General features: G+C 32.1%; 18 protein-coding genes. 4 read left to right on the forward strand and 14 right to left on the reverse strand.

What is annotated here, in order from left to right:
* Positions 1-58: 58 nt before the first annotated feature.
* Together bioA and bioD are read left to right on the forward strand one after the other, a co-directional pair.
* The gene (gene bioA, locus T478_RS03570; protein ID WP_082008761.1) at positions 59-1,384 is read left to right on the forward strand and encodes an adenosylmethionine--8-amino-7-oxononanoate transaminase; all 1,326 of its coding nucleotides are present in this window, start codon (positions 59-61) and stop codon (positions 1,382-1,384) included.
* Positions 1,381-2,079 carry a dethiobiotin synthase gene (bioD, locus tag T478_RS03575; RefSeq protein WP_048105323.1) on the forward strand — a complete coding sequence of 233 codons (699 nt, stop codon included), beginning with the start codon at positions 1,381-1,383 and terminating at the stop codon, positions 2,077-2,079. The genes bioA and bioD overlap by 4 nt, the downstream gene beginning before the upstream one ends.
* Here bioD and T478_RS03580 read toward each other — a convergent pair.
* The 3 genes from T478_RS03580 to T478_RS03590 all read right to left on the reverse strand — a co-directional run bounded on the left by T478_RS03580 (position 2,059) and on the right by T478_RS03590 (position 4,812).
* Positions 2,059-2,601: a hypothetical protein gene (locus T478_RS03580; protein WP_048106887.1), complete on the reverse strand. Its 543-nt coding sequence runs from the start codon at positions 2,599-2,601 to the stop codon at positions 2,059-2,061. The genes bioD and T478_RS03580 overlap by 21 nt on opposite strands.
* Before the next feature lie 4 nt (positions 2,602-2,605).
* Complete coding sequence (locus tag T478_RS03585) at positions 2,606-4,003, reverse strand: hydroxymethylglutaryl-CoA synthase family protein (protein ID WP_048105324.1); 1,398 nt, start codon at positions 4,001-4,003, stop codon at positions 2,606-2,608.
* A gap of 101 nt (positions 4,004-4,104) precedes the next feature.
* Positions 4,105-4,812, reverse strand: coding sequence for a DsbA family protein (locus T478_RS03590; RefSeq protein WP_048106888.1), 708 nt, complete (start codon positions 4,810-4,812; stop codon positions 4,105-4,107).
* A 174-nt stretch (positions 4,813-4,986) separates the two neighbouring features.
* Between T478_RS03590 and T478_RS03595 the strand changes: the two genes are divergently transcribed.
* Positions 4,987-6,036, forward strand: coding sequence for a type II glyceraldehyde-3-phosphate dehydrogenase (locus tag T478_RS03595; protein WP_048105325.1), 1,050 nt, complete (start codon positions 4,987-4,989; stop codon positions 6,034-6,036).
* Here the strand turns inward: T478_RS03595 and T478_RS03600 are convergent, their stop codons facing one another.
* Together T478_RS03600 and thrC are read right to left on the reverse strand one after the other, a co-directional pair.
* Positions 6,037-7,281, reverse strand: a complete 1,245-nt coding sequence (locus tag T478_RS03600; protein ID WP_048105326.1) for a hemolysin family protein — start codon at positions 7,279-7,281, stop codon at positions 6,037-6,039.
* Between the two features lie 148 nt (positions 7,282-7,429).
* Positions 7,430-8,773 (reverse strand): threonine synthase, encoded by a 1,344-nt coding sequence (gene thrC, locus T478_RS03605; RefSeq protein ID WP_048106889.1) that lies wholly within the window; start codon positions 8,771-8,773, stop codon positions 7,430-7,432.
* A 113-nt stretch (positions 8,774-8,886) separates the two neighbouring features.
* On the opposite strand from thrC, the gene T478_RS03610 reads away from it, so the two are divergent.
* Positions 8,887-9,264: a hypothetical protein gene (locus T478_RS03610; RefSeq protein WP_048105327.1), complete on the forward strand. Its 378-nt coding sequence runs from the start codon at positions 8,887-8,889 to the stop codon at positions 9,262-9,264.
* On the opposite strand, the gene T478_RS03615 is transcribed toward T478_RS03610, so the two are convergent.
* From T478_RS03615 to T478_RS03655, 9 genes are all read right to left on the reverse strand, one after another.
* Positions 9,265-9,576: a hypothetical protein gene (locus T478_RS03615; RefSeq protein WP_048105328.1), complete on the reverse strand. Its 312-nt coding sequence runs from the start codon at positions 9,574-9,576 to the stop codon at positions 9,265-9,267.
* A gap of 40 nt (positions 9,577-9,616) precedes the next feature.
* Positions 9,617-9,976 carry a hypothetical protein gene (locus T478_RS03620; protein WP_048105329.1) on the reverse strand — a complete coding sequence of 120 codons (360 nt, stop codon included), beginning with the start codon at positions 9,974-9,976 and terminating at the stop codon, positions 9,617-9,619.
* A gap of 62 nt (positions 9,977-10,038) precedes the next feature.
* A complete protein-coding gene (locus T478_RS03625) occupies positions 10,039-10,590 on the reverse strand; it encodes a resolvase (protein ID WP_048105333.1) in 552 nt (183 codons plus the stop codon).
* A 58-nt stretch (positions 10,591-10,648) separates the two neighbouring features.
* Entirely contained in the window at positions 10,649-10,972 is a 324-nt protein-coding gene (locus tag T478_RS03630; RefSeq protein WP_048105335.1) for a Zn-ribbon domain-containing OB-fold protein, read from the reverse strand.
* Entirely contained in the window at positions 10,969-12,075 is a 1,107-nt protein-coding gene (locus T478_RS03635; RefSeq protein WP_048105340.1) for a thiolase C-terminal domain-containing protein, read from the reverse strand. The genes T478_RS03630 and T478_RS03635 overlap by 4 nt, the downstream gene beginning before the upstream one ends.
* The gene (locus tag T478_RS03640) at positions 12,068-13,045 is read right to left on the reverse strand and encodes an LLM class flavin-dependent oxidoreductase (protein ID WP_048105344.1); all 978 of its coding nucleotides are present in this window, start codon (positions 13,043-13,045) and stop codon (positions 12,068-12,070) included. The genes T478_RS03635 and T478_RS03640 overlap by 8 nt, the downstream gene beginning before the upstream one ends.
* Positions 13,042-13,728, reverse strand: a complete 687-nt coding sequence (locus T478_RS03645) for a nucleotidyltransferase family protein (RefSeq protein WP_048105345.1) — start codon at positions 13,726-13,728, stop codon at positions 13,042-13,044. The genes T478_RS03640 and T478_RS03645 overlap by 4 nt, the downstream gene beginning before the upstream one ends.
* A gap of 40 nt (positions 13,729-13,768) precedes the next feature.
* Complete coding sequence (locus T478_RS03650) at positions 13,769-14,299, reverse strand: DedA family protein (protein WP_048105346.1); 531 nt, start codon at positions 14,297-14,299, stop codon at positions 13,769-13,771.
* A gap of 134 nt (positions 14,300-14,433) precedes the next feature.
* Positions 14,434-14,829: a hypothetical protein gene (locus tag T478_RS03655; RefSeq protein WP_048105347.1), complete on the reverse strand. Its 396-nt coding sequence runs from the start codon at positions 14,827-14,829 to the stop codon at positions 14,434-14,436.
* Positions 14,830-14,862 lie beyond the last annotated feature (33 nt).

Genomic DNA, 14,862 nt, shown 5'->3' on the forward strand with positions numbered 1-14,862 from the left:
GTTAACTTGTATTTTCTCAATGGTTAACCATTAATTACTCGTAAAAATTATGATTCATATGAAATCGCCTAGTCCTTTATGGCATCCAAATACACAAATGTCTGAATGGACTTCTTTTCCTGAAATAGTATCTGCAAAAGGCATGTGGTTGTATGATTCAAAGGGTGGAAAAATGCTTGATGGAGTTGCAAGTATGTGGTGTAATGTTTGGGGCCATTCAAAGTCTGAATTAGTATCTGAAATCATTAAACAAACAAAAATACTTCAACACACTCCTTTGTTTAATCTCACACATCCATCTGCAGAAAAATTATCTAAAAAACTATTACAACTTAATCCAAAAATGAAATCTGTTTTCTTTTCAGATAATGGCTCCACTGCTATGGAAATTGCAATAAAAATTGCTTTGCAATACTGGCGTAATGTTGGAGAAAATAAAAAAACAAATGTTGCCACCTTAGAAAATGGGTATCATGGTGATACATTTGGTGCAATGTCTGTAGGTTACGTTCCTGAATTTTTCTCTAAATTCCGTTCTAAATTATTCTCCACAATACAATTCCCAGTCCCTCGAACCGTAATTATTGGAAGTAATACAAAAAAATCTTCTAAAGAATACGCAGAATACTGTTTATCAAAAATTGAAGATAAACTTGAAAAAGATAATTCGATTGCAGCATTTGTAATGGAAAGTGGAGCTCAGATGGCCGGAGGCGTTATAATCTATCCAAAAAATTTCCAAAAAAGAATTTCACAAATATGTAAAAAAAATGATGTCTTGTTTGTACTGGATGAAATTGCAACTGGATTTGGCAGATTAGGTTCTATGATTGAATACCAATCTCAAAACTCTACTCCTGATATTGTTTCTTTTGGAAAAATGCTTACAGGAGGATATCAAACGTTTGCTGCGACTCTAACAACCAAAAAAATCAATGATTCATTTCTTGGTGAATTCTCCCAATTCAAACATCTCTTCCATGGTCATACCTATACCGGAAATCCTACGGCTGCGGCTTTATCGTTAAAGAATCTTGAATTATACAAAAAGTATCATCTCATTGAAAAAATCCAAAAAACATCTAAAATTTTCAAAGATAGACTGGATGATATATCAAATTTAGATTTAGTAGGTGAAATTCGTCATCAAGGAATGGTTATGGGAATTGAACTTGTCCAAAATAAAAATTCAAACAAGCCCCTTTCTTCCAATATTTCTATTAACAAACTGGTATTTGAAGAAGGTAGAAAACATCAAATTTATTTCAGAACGTTAGGAAATATCATAATGCTTGTTCCTCCACTAGATATTTCTCAAAAAGATCTTAATTTCTTGATTGATGGCACCATATCTACAATCAAATCATTATCTAGGAAGTTATGATGAATTCTATTTTTGTTACTGGAACTGATACTGATGTTGGAAAAACATGTGTTAGCGCGGCAATGGCAAATTATTTTCGTGAAAAGAATATTGATGTTGGAGTTATGAAACCATTTGCATCAGGTTACAAAGCAACAGCTGATTCTGTATCTGAAGATGTTGAAATTTTAATGAAATATTCTCAAACACATGATTCTATTGATCTTGTCAATCCATATTATTTTGAAATTCCTACCTCGCCATATGATGCATGTAAACAACTTAATCTTGAAATTGACATCTCTAAGGTAATTGATTCATACACACAACTTGCTTCCATTCACGATATGGTTATTGTTGAAGGAATAGGTGGTATAATGACTCCTATATCTAAAAATTATTTTGTTTCTGATTTAATCTCTGATCTTAATTTAGAATCAATTATTGTCACGGGTACGAAGATTGGTTCTGTAAATCATTCAATGCTCACGTATGAGCATGCACGTCAGAAAAATTTGAAGTTTAAGGGATTCATAATTAACCAAAATGTTGCTGATGGTTATGATTTGTCTAATATGAAACATCAGATATTTGGTTTAACTGGGCACAAAGTTTTTGGTGCAATTCCGTATGTTGAACCATTTAGTATAGAACCATACATTGCAACTTTCCCTAATTTTGTTGACGTCTCAAAATTAGGTCTTGAAAATATTTAATTTGTTAATCTTCCTTGATTTAACAAAATTTTGAGCATCTTTAACAAATTCGCCAAATGAATTTCTCTCTATGGCATATGCAGATTGTGATATGTTCATAATCTCTTTTGAAATTATCCAGATGTTTGAATCCTTTTTTTGAATTTTTTTAATTTCTTGAATTCTTTCATTTATTTGCATACTATCTGATGTTTTAGCAAAAAATATCACTATTGCATTATCATTATTTTTTCGTAATTCTTCTAAATTTGGAATTATCATATCTAACTCAATATTTTCAAAAGAAATTTTTCTTTGACTAGGAATTAGCATTTCTGTGAATAAATAATGTGTAAAACTTTCTGCCAGTGTGCCATATTTTTCATATTCTTCAATTGATTTTACATCTTGTATGACGGGTTCACAGATCTTTTCAAATAATTCTGAAAACTCACCATTTAGCAGTAATTGATGTATCTGTTCTTCCCCTACATTCGCTATATTTTCATATAATGTATCTTTAATTGGAGAATTTTCACTCATCTGATCATTCAATGAATGCGTATCTTCTTTCTCCTCTTTTGTCTGAGGAAATATTTTCTACATGTTCTAAAACAAATTCTTTTCTTGCGCTAAGCAATGATTGGTTTGGTTCAAGTTTATTTTCATGGAGCTCTTCATAGTCTTCCAAGCTTAGTTTTTGTCTTTCACCAATCTCAGTTTCCAAGTTCATTTCTTTTACTATTGATAGATGTTCTGGTTTTATGACGCCGCTGAAAACCATTGCACTACTTCCGCTTCCATATGATGCAAATCCAAAGCGTTTTCCTTCTAGATTCACTCCTTTCTGAAATTCATATTCCAAACAACTTCTAAATCCAAGATATAATGATGCAGTATAGAGATTTCCGATACTCTTTGATGCTATGAGTGAACTTGCAACCTTGTTTTCATAAATTTCTTGATATGTGTTGGTTTTTGCAAATCTTTTTGTAAATTCACTATCTTTTGTCATAAATTCTGAATCTGCAATTATGGATTCAATTGTTCCACGAGGATCTTTAGGAACTGGTTCTTCCATACCCACTTCGGCAATTACTTCTTTCCATTTTGGTGTATTTCTCAATTCATGTCTTACGAGATATGCTAATGCCTTCTTGCCCATGTTACTATATGGCAAATGCATATTGAAATAATCTATATGATCTAACATGCTTTGACCCTCTTTCATATCTATTAATCCAGTTTTGAGTGCCTTTCTCTTGTAATCATTTAGTGCATTTTTTACTTGAATTAGATACAACAAATTGGAATATTGTCCGTGTACAATTGGGGTTTCTTTTCCAAATGGTCTGTAAAAGTCATATTCATTTTTAATTGATGTAGAAGTAACTTTAGGATCAAATTCTAAAAGTCTTGGTGAATCGTTTAATAACATTGCAACTGCTCCTCCGCCCTGTGTCATTTCTCCACTAGAACCTAAATCATATTTTGCAATATCTGATACAACTACCAGGGCATATTTTTCTTCAGATTCGCCTGCACGTATCCAATTTGTATTGTCATACAATGCATATGAGCCACTAACACATGCAAATTTACATTCAATTCCTCCACAGTGTTGAAATGATCCTGCACCGTAGACTTGTTCTAACATTCCAATAACATAGGAATTCATGGCTTTTGATTCATCAAATGATGATTCTGTTGCTACATACAATCGTCCAATTTGTTCTGGTGATAATTTATTTTTCTGCATAATTTTCAAACATGCATTTGCAGCTAAACATGCTGGGTCTTGATTAGAATCCACAATTGCCATTTTTGAAACACCCAATCCTTTTACTAATTTTTGAGGGTCGAGACCTCTTGCTTCTGCAAAATCTCCTGCATCCATGAATAATCGTGGAATGTAAATTGAGATATCATCTATTCCTGCTGCCAATAGCTATGCCTCATGATGTGGGTATATAAGATTTCTAGGGTAAATATGATTTACGTACTGATAAAAATTCTGGCGATCTTATTAATAGTATTTGAAATTTTCTAAGTATCTAGCATTGAATTAAAGATTCTTTCAAACACTTCGAATGGTTGAGCGCCAGAAATTGTTTGAACCTGTTGACTGTTAGTTGAAATTACAAAAAATGCAGGAGTGCCAGTAAGACCTAGGGATTGTGCATCAGAATTACTATTTGCAATTAAATTTTGATATTTTAATTCATTATTACAGTCCATAAATTGATTCATATTCAAATTATTTTCTTGTGCAAATCTAACAACATTCTCTTGTCCGGCCCATCCAGTCTCTTCTCCATCCCAATTGTTATACAATGTATTATGATACTCCCAGAATTTTCCTTGTTCGCCTGCACAATGTGCTGCATGTGCTGCAACAACGGAGTCAGGTCCAATTATTGTGTAATCTTTGAAAATGACATTGACTTTACCTTCCATCACATAGTTTTCAAAAATCTTATGTTCTGTATTATGGAAGTATACATTACAAAAATGACATTGATAGTCTCCAAATTCAACTAATGTGATTTCAGCATTTGGATTTCCAAGTATTGGGGAACTATTATCAAAAAATGTCTCCATTGTAATTTGTACAGGTTCAATTTGTTCTTCTACCAATTGTTTTTCTATCAAAGGTTCTGGTGTCCCAGATAAACCTCCAATTCCAAATACCACGACAGCAATGCATATTCCTGAAACAATTGCACCAATTGTTAAAGATGGTACATGTAACATTTGTTTATTATTATTTTTTGGAGAATCTTTCTTTTCTGAAATTGTATAATCTTTTCCCTCTATTGAAAATGTAAAATCTTTATCGGAATCTTTTGTTTCCACAAAAAAATGACTAAATCATGTGATTTAATCCTTCCATTAATTATAAAAGACTGGATTCTCTAGCAATTATTGATGAAGAAAGTCTTTGTCAATGGCTATGGTTCAATTGGCAGTCGTATAATTCAATTTATCAAAGATGATCCTGAAATTGAACTAGTCGGAGTAGGAAAATATTCTCCAGATTCAAAAGTAACTGACGCCATAAACCGAGGATTCAAAGTATATGTGCCTGAAAAAAATCAAAATGCATTCTCTGATTTTACCATAACTGGAAACATCGAAGCTGCATTAGATGAATCAGATTTGGTTATTGATGCATCTCCTGGCGGAGTGGGTTTTAAAAATAAAAAATTATTTTATGAGCCTAGAGATATTTTATCAATTTATCAGGGTGGAGAAACAATCGATGGAGAAAACGCTGTTTCTGATTTATTGTTTAATTCAAAGGTAAACTATGCAGATGCAATTGGGAAAAAACATGTCATGCAAGGTAGCTGTAATGTTACCGGTATGGGTCGAATCTTAGAACCATTGCGAAAAAATTTTGGAAATTCAATTAAAAGATTTGATGTTACGCTTGTGAGAAGATGGGCAGATATTGAACAAACCGATGAATCAGTTACAGATACGATTGAACTAACACAGAGTCCACATCACGGGGACGATGTAAAATCATATTTTGGTAAAGAATCTCCGTTGTTTGTTCGTGCAATTAAAGTTCCTACACGACAAATGCATTTACACATAATGGATATAAGATTTAAAGAGACTGCACCATCTGTAGATGAAATACATGGTATATTCAAAAATGAATATGGTGTTGCAACATTATGGAATGCCAAAGGAACTAAAGATATAAGAGATTTTGCAGAAAAATTAAACTTTGGTTTTAAAGATACTAACATGATTCACATACATGCTAACATGACACAAAAAATTGACGATACAATTCAGATTATGTATTCAGACGATCAAACCGGAATTGTGATTCCTGAAAATCATATGTTGTTACAAGCAATGTTGTTTGAAAAATCACATGAGGATGCTGTAAAACATACAGAAAAACTGTTCAACATGTCTGAGAAAAAAAGACTTTTGGAATCTAATTTTAGCAAAGAATAATTATTTTATTTTCTCTATTCTGATTTTGTCAGGTTTATTTTTTGAAACTTTTTCTATCATTATTCTTAATGACTCAATCTCAATTTTATCTCCCTCTTTTGGAATGTCTCGCAATTTTTCATGTAGCAGTCCATTTAATCGTGAATAATCATCCCCTTCAGGAATATTTGTTTTGAAAATCTCATTAATTTTATCAATTTCAATATCTCCATTTGTTAAAATTACATCGTTTCCTTCATTCTGAAATACTTGTTGAACCGTATCTTTCTCATCATGAATTTCACCTACAATTTCTTCAAGTAAATCTTCTAATGTCACACATCCTTCTACTCCACCAAATTCATCTACTACAATTGCCATGTGAGTTTGTCTGCCTTGCATCTCTTTTAGTAAATCACTAACACGTTTTTCTTGAGATACAAAAATTGGGTCTCGCATAATTTCTTCAAGGGATATCACTTTCTCATCATTTTCTAATGTTTTTAGCACATCTCTAACATGTACAATTCCTGTGATATTATCACTATTCTCAGAAAAAACTGGAATTCTAGAAAAGCCACTGTTATTAATTTCAGGCAATGCTTCAAACAACATCTTTTTAGAATTCAATGTGAACATTTTTGTTCTCGGTGTCATAACTGAACGAATTACTATGTCATCAAAATTTAGTGCACCGTGTACTAATTCACTTTCTTGTTTTTCTATTGCTTTATCTTTTAATCCTTGATCAATCACTCCTTTAATCTCATCTTCCGTTAATCCTGGAGGGTTATCGCTACTTCCTGTTAGACGAATAATTCCTTTGGTTATTGCTTCTAAGATCCTAACAATCGGATAAAATGCATAGCTGAATGCCAATAATACTGGACTATACCTAGTTGCAATCTTTGCTGCGTTAGCATTACAGTATGTCTTTGGTGTTATTTCTCCAAAAACTAGTATCAAAAATGTCATAATTCCAATTACTATGGCTAATCCATCGTTTCCAAATATTTTTAATGCAATATCGGTTGCTATTGCAGTTGATGCAACATTAACTAAATTATTTCCTAGATTAACACTGGCCATCATGCGACTAGGATTTGTTTTTAATTTTAGAAGTGATGACGCACCTTTTACCTTGTCTTTTACCATCTGTTCAATCTTTGATAATCTAACTCCTACCAAAGCTACTTCTAATCCACTAAAGAAGCCAGAAAGCCCAATCAAAACTACCAGCAAAGGTATTTCAAATTCTAATTGCATTTGATAACCTCTAATAATTTTGTTTTATTGATATAAACACTGCATATCATATATTGTAGTTACACCACATTTTCAGATTAATCTAATTTGTATATGGTTTCTATTAAACCCTTGAGATTAAGTAAAATTGATTTTCTCCAATCTGAGCCTAAATCTTTGGTGGTCTTGCAAATTTATTTGAAGGATCGTTATGATAATCGATTGGAAGTAAAGGTTCTTTTTGTCGTCCTGTTAAAATTCCTACTACTTTGTCATCTTTTTTAATCACACCTTTATCACGTAATTTCTTTATGCCTGCAACTGATGCTCCTGACGCCATTTCACAATCAAATCCGTTTAATCCTACTACTGACATTCCATCGAGCATTTCTTTATCGGTAACTTCTTCTACAATTCCATTTGTAAATTCTAAAGCACGTAGTCCTTTTGCAACGTTTGAAGGTTTACCAATTTGTATTGCAGTTGCTTTAGTCTTTGGTTTAAGATTTTCATCTTTACTCATTTCATCATAGAATCTTCGTATTAATTCAAAATTAGGTGCGCCCTCATTCCATCGTAATTTTTCTTCATCAAAAATTCCGTTAAATAATTGATAGAGTGTGTTAGCTCCACTTGCATTAATTACGGCTATTCGTGGAATTTTTTTAATCCATCCCCATTCATATAATTCCATTAAACTTTTTCCACAACTTGATGTATTCCCTAATGCACCTCCTGGATAAACCAACCAATCCGGTACCTCCCAATTTAGATATTCAAGCGCTCTATATGGAATTGTTTTTTGACCTTCAATTCTAAATGGATTTACTGAATTTACTGTATAACTTCCAGGTTCTTCTGCTGCTTCTAATGATTTTGTAAATGCATCATCAAAGTTTCCATTAACTTTTACCATCTGAGTTCCAAATTGATATGCTTGGCTTAATTTTCCTGGGGCTATTTGTCCATCTGGAATGTAAACATCACATTCCATGTTTTCATTTGCTGCAAACATTCCTGCTGATGCAGAGGTATTACCTGTAGACGCACAAATAATTTTTTTTGCACCCATCATTTTTCCATGAGTAACTGCTGCAGACATTCCATTATCTTTAAACGAACCACTTGGATTGTATCCTTCTGGTTGAAATACTACGTTTTCATTATCAAGACCAACAAATTCTGCAACTTTGCTCATATGATATGGTTTTGATTGTCTTCCTTCTGCGCCGTCTAGTGATACTAGATATTTTGAACACTGTTCGATGTCTTCTGTTTCAATTTCACAAAAATTTAATAATTCTCTAAATCGCCACACACCACTTTCATTGTAAATACTTCCTTGTGGATTTCTTCTTTCGTAAAATACCTCTTTCAAGCTTGAACTTGGTTTATTTTCATATTTTACATCAAGCAAGAAATTGCATGAATCACACTTTATGGCTAGTGATTTTATGGAATATGTTTTCCCACAATTTGGATTAATACATACAAGTTTGGCTTTTTGTTGCATGATTCTACCCATAATTTGCTACTAATTTAAAGGCTGGATTGATATTCTTCACCTCATATTTTCATAAAATTCACCAAGTAAAGATTTAGAACTAATTTTTAATTAGATATATCATGGTGATTGTTGATGAATATTTTCATGATCTTATGAAGAAAATTCTAAACAGCTATGATATAATTAAAAATCTAGAAGATTCTAAAGAAGATTTTCTAATTTTAGATGTTGAATTGTCTAAAATTAATGGACTGTTGAAAGTGTTACTTAGAAAATCCGATGAATTTTCTGATAAAAATAGTGAATTTTCGAAATTGAAGAAAAAAATTCAAAATTATTTTCAAAATTATTATTTTGTTGAAGAACTTGAAAAAATGAAAGAAATCTATTCCGAAGATCCATTGAGAGTAAAACATATCAGAAATTCTATAGTTAAATCACTTCAGGATGAAAAAATGATTTTTAGAATTTATGACATTGCAAATGATTTGAAATAATTATTTTTTCTTTTTTGAAATTTTAGAATCTTTATCTTTTATCTGTTTTTCAACTTCTGATTTTTTATCTTCGACTGCTTTGAAAACTTCTTGTATTAATCCATCTAGATGTCCATCGGAAATTTCGGGGGATACTGATTCTGAAATATTATTAATTGCTGCAGAAATTTCTGAACTTACTTGTTCAAAACTCTCAGGATCTTCTGCTGCTGTTGCATATAGAGCTTTTAGATTATCAACCTGATTTAATACCTGATCTGTTAAAGTTAGCTTATACTCCGAACCATCTACCAAGATATCTTTTGTTATCATAAAATTTGTTCAAAAAGTAGGTTCTTAAAGTTTCTGACTCTCAAAACACTATCATGTCGAGAGCTGCGGCGTCACTTACTAACGTGGTATGTCTCGAATTTATGACATATCCGTTCTTGATTTCTTTTGTTGGTACCCATCTGTTTGTTGATGTATAATGCCTATCTTCTATCAGCTTTTGCTCTACTGCTTCGATATCTAGTTCACCTTCTTCAACTTTCTGTGATTCTAGATGTTTTATTGTGATTAGGATTTTATTCACTTTGACTCTATCCCCAAATTTCCATTGTGATGGTGCGGTCTCATCTGATACTTCGACCACCTTAATCTTCATCTCTTTTGTGCCTAGAACGTTTTTACTAACAAGCATACGTTCGTCTATGAAATCTGAGAAGCTCATACTATTTTCAATATTTTGTCATTAATAAACAAAGACAAATTCTCTTCAATATAGTGCCAATATCATTTTGAAATTATTTTTTGGTATTTGGATTTGAAAGGCATTGGATAGTCTTTTAAATTCAATTTTTTCTTCTCACCTTGAATTAATGCATACGTTGTACCGTCATATTTGCATACTATGTCAATTGGATCTTTCTTTGCATTCCATATCTTGTAAAATTCTCTTAATTCTCTTTTTTCGTACTTTCCTACTCCTATTCTTTTCTTTGATAAAAATTTGAATGCTAAAATAACTTTTCGAGTTTTGTATACTGTAAAATTATTGGTCCAACTTAGGCATCGAATAATCTGGTCAAATGGAACTGTTAATGTAGTACCGGTCCCAGATTTTGCTTCTATTGTGAATATTATGCTATCTATGTTATTGACACACAAGATGTCGGGTAATGCAACGCTGGGAGATCCTAGTCTAAATGCTTTCCAATCATCCATTTTATTGAATCGTTTAACTAGCGTATCTTCCCAATTATAGCCTCGCTGTCTCCGCGTTTGTGCTATTTTTTTAAAATTAAGTGATTTTGTCTTATTTACAATTTTTAAATTTGATTTCATACCAATACGTTTGTCTTATTGAATATAGTAATACAGGTTATTGTCTAATGACCTATTGCTAATTGTTTTCAACGATGAATGAATAATGAGGTTTGGAATCAAATGACACATTCATTGTAACACTTTGTCCTGTTTTTGGTATTGATGTGGATGAAATCTCGCCCATAATCCGTATACCGTAATCAATTTCTACTAGCCCAAAATAAGTAGAATCTTTTTTTGAAAATTCAATGATTTTTCCAAGATTTTTTGATTTTTTCCATTCAACTTCATTAAAACATACATGACAGATTTCATTAGGGGGCCATATCTTTTCATCACATTTTTCACAGTAAGATATTTGAAAAATACCTTGTTTCAATTGTTCTTCAAAAAATGTCAATTTTCTAATACCACGACCGAGCTTGAAGTTCCTGCTGCAGACATATTATGAATTAATCCTGTTTTCAAATTAGAAATTTGCCGTTTTTCAGATTTGCCTTGAAGCTGAGTTGCAATTTCTATTGTTTGTGATATTCCTGTTGCTCCTAACGGATGTCCTGCCCCAATCAATCCCCCTCGAGGGTTTATCATTCTATTTTCAGTATTGAATAAATCTCTGACAAATTCTCCACTTTTGTCACTAGCCGTAATTCCTAATTCAGAAATTGCCATTAATTCACAAACCGAAAATGCATCATGTACTTCTGCAACATTGACATCATTCGGTCCAATTTTTGCCATTTTGTATGCCGTTTTTGCGGCAATTCGCGTACTTTCAATTTCTTCAAGAATGTTTTTTGTAAAACTTGCAGATGTAGTTTTTTGCCCAATTCCTTTAATCCAAATTGGTTGATCAGAAATTGTTTTTGCTTTTTCTTCAGATGCCAATAAAATTGATGAACTACCAGAACATGAACGTGAACAATCTAAAATTCTTAGGTCATCCGTAATCTGTTTTGAATTCATAACTTCAGATATAGTTCGAGGTTCGTTACTATATGCAAATGGATTATCCATTGCTTGTTTATGATTTTTGGCAGATACTATTGCAAGTTCTTCTTCAGTGATTTGAAATTTTCTTTTATAAGATTTGGTAAGCATAGATGCCCAATAAATTGGATGTTCAAAACTCCCTCGTGATTTATCCCATTCTAAAATCTGACCAGGATTAGTTGCAGATTCTACTCCTGAAATTAAAATTATATCTGCCAATCCTGAAAATATGTATGCATATCCTGAGATGAGTGCATTTGTTCCAGAGCTGCAAAGATGTTCTATTGAATGTGAAATTTTTGGCTGTATCCCCATCGTTTCTGATAAAATTGCACCTAGATATTTCGAATTATTGTTTGTGGATACAAGAACCCCTTCGACATCTTTAGGTTCACAATTTCTTACAGATTGAATACAATTTTTAGTTGATTCAAAAAGTAATTTTTCAACATCTCCATCATCTTTAGAAAACTTTGTTTGTCCTGTACCTACTATTGCCACATCATTCATTTGATTCTCCTGAAAAAGTTTTTGTTAATAATTCAAATGATTCGTTCACATTGCCTATAGGATTGAACTGAATGATGGGTAAATCAATTCCCACATCTCTAAAAGCATCTAATTTTTTTACTGCCGTGGCAGGAGTACCTGCAATACATAAATCGTCTAACATTTTTTCTGGTATCAATTCTTGTAAACCATCTAACCCATTTTTCTTATACTCTTCATTAATGATCTTTACCTCATCAGAATATCCGGTTGATTGTAAAAATTCACGATAAATTTTTCCTACGGCAATGTAAAAACTAAGAGTTTTCTTTGCACGATTTCTAGATTTTTCTTCATCTTCATGAATGCATGTAATTATCTGTAATGCAGTATCGATTTTTTTCTTTCTTTGCATTTTTGATATTGTTTCTTTCATTTCATTTTTTGGTCTTAAATAAAATATCACTCCATCTGCAATATCCCATGTCATTTCAACCATTTTTTGATTAATAGCAGCAAGATAAATTGGAATTTCTTTTCTTATTGGTTTTGTTAATAATGAAAAATCTTTCAGAGTGAATATTTTTCCAGAATAATTTATTTTTTCACCTTGTAATGCTAAACGTATAATCTCTACATACTCTTTCATTCTTTGAACCGGTGCATCAAAAGAATTTCCATGAAAATTTTCTACAATTGGCACACTACTTGTACCCAATCCCAGTATCAATCTTCCGTTAGAAATAGTATCTACAGTTGATGCACCCATTGCAATCAAACTTGGACTTCTGGAATAGATGTTAATTATTGATGAACCAATTTTTGAAAATGTGTTTTCTTTCGATGCTAGTCCGAGCATAGAAAAATTTTCCATGCCCCATGTTTCGGGAATCCATTCGACTTCTGGTTTTATTTCATTTAGTTTACGTGAGCATTCTAAAACCTCCTCGATGGAAAGCAATGAACCTAAACTGTAAGATAATCGTCTCATTTGAAATATTTAGAATATTTTTTTGATTTTATTTCTTTTGAACATTCTTCTATGTCTTTATGAGAATCAATTGAAAACCATAGTGCATTTTTGAATTTAATCGTCTCAAGTGTCTTATTTTTTGCCATTTTTGGAAAAACAATACCTTCTAAACTGCCTTTTCTAGGAATTATTTTTTCAATATTCATTGATAGATGATATATTCCAGGGTTCATCCAAACATCAGTTACATCTTTTTTTTCATTAAATTTTAAAATTTTATTATTTCGGATATCCATGGTGCCAAATTTTGTTTTCAGTTCATTGGCTGCAATTGTATTTGGTTTTTTAAGAATTTTTTTTAGATCAATGTTTGTAACGATATCTCCATTTAATACCACAAATGATTCTTCATCAACAAATCTTAATGCTTTTTTTACTGCCCCGCCAGTACCTAGTGGTGTTTTTTCAATTGAAAATGATATCTCACATCCAAAATTTTTTTTCTTTTTAAGAAATTTTTCTATAAGGTCCGATTTGTAACCACTAGAAATTATAATTTCGGTGATTCCATATTTTTTAAGATATTTTATGGTTCGTTCTATGAGTGGTTTATTATTTATTGGAATCAATGGTTTTGGAATTTTATCTGTAATTGGACGTAATCTTTTTCCTCTTCCTCCTGCTAAAATTATTGCTTTCATAATGTTTGTTAATTTTTTCTATTTTTTAACGTATACTAATCTATATGATCATCTCAAATGCGGTTAATCCAAAGAAATAACCTATCAATACCATGGTAACACCCCATGAACACGAACCTAGTATAGTATATGCCAAAAATTTCTTTACGCTCATTTTCAGTAATCCTGCAGGAACAGAAATCATTTCTCTAAATACTGGAACCATTCTACCAAACAAAACTGCTTTGTCCCCATATTTTTCAAACCATCTTTCTACCTTTTCTAATTTCTTTTCAGAAATTCTAAACTTACCTAGGTATCTCAATAATGCGGTTCGTCCTAATTTTAGAGCGATTAGATAAATTACTGTTGAACCAATTGATGCACCCAATCCTCCAACAATACCTAACAACACTGCTTCTGCAACACTTAATCCATTTTGTGATGCAATGAACCCTGCAGTAGGAAATACGGCCATAGTGGGAATTGGAGGAATGATTGTTTCAAGTAATGCAGCAAGAAATACACCTGTGTACAAATATTCAGAAAGTAAATCTGCTATCCATTGAACTAATGCTTGTAATTCACTCATTGTCTTTTTTCTCAGTTATGTAGTAATGCAATTCTGTGTAACATTCTTTGCAATATTCTTCAAATTTGGTATGTTCGCAATCATAACCTTTACTAGTATTTTGTCCACATTTTTCACATTTAGGCATGCGAAATCTAGTTTGATGACTTCTTTATCTTTATTGCACCTAATGCAATTTGGAAAATTCCTGGAGCGAATAACATTGCTACTGATGCCATAGGATCTCTATCAGTTCCTTCAGGTGCAGCAGTTCCGACCATTGCTACGCCTCCAATTAGAATCAAAACACCTGCAATGATTATCATTCCACCTAGTCCTTTTGATGGTTCTTTTAGTGATATGAAAAATGCAATAATTGGTAAAAGTAGTGCAGGAGCGCCTAATCCCATGCCTCTTTGCATGTCATCTAATGGCAAAAATCCATCACTTTTTCCTCCTTCGCCACCCATACTTGCAGCGACGTCTGCACCGTAAAGTACTAGGAGTCCTATTGCGATTCCTGTAATTATCAATGATGCTTTTAGTGCCATGATGATTTCTGATATCAAGTATTAATAAAACTA

Origin of the sequence: Candidatus Nitrosopelagicus brevis (assembly GCF_000812185.1) — an archaeon.
GTDB classification, from domain to species: Archaea; Thermoproteota; Nitrososphaeria; order Nitrososphaerales; family Nitrosopumilaceae; genus Nitrosopelagicus; species Nitrosopelagicus brevis.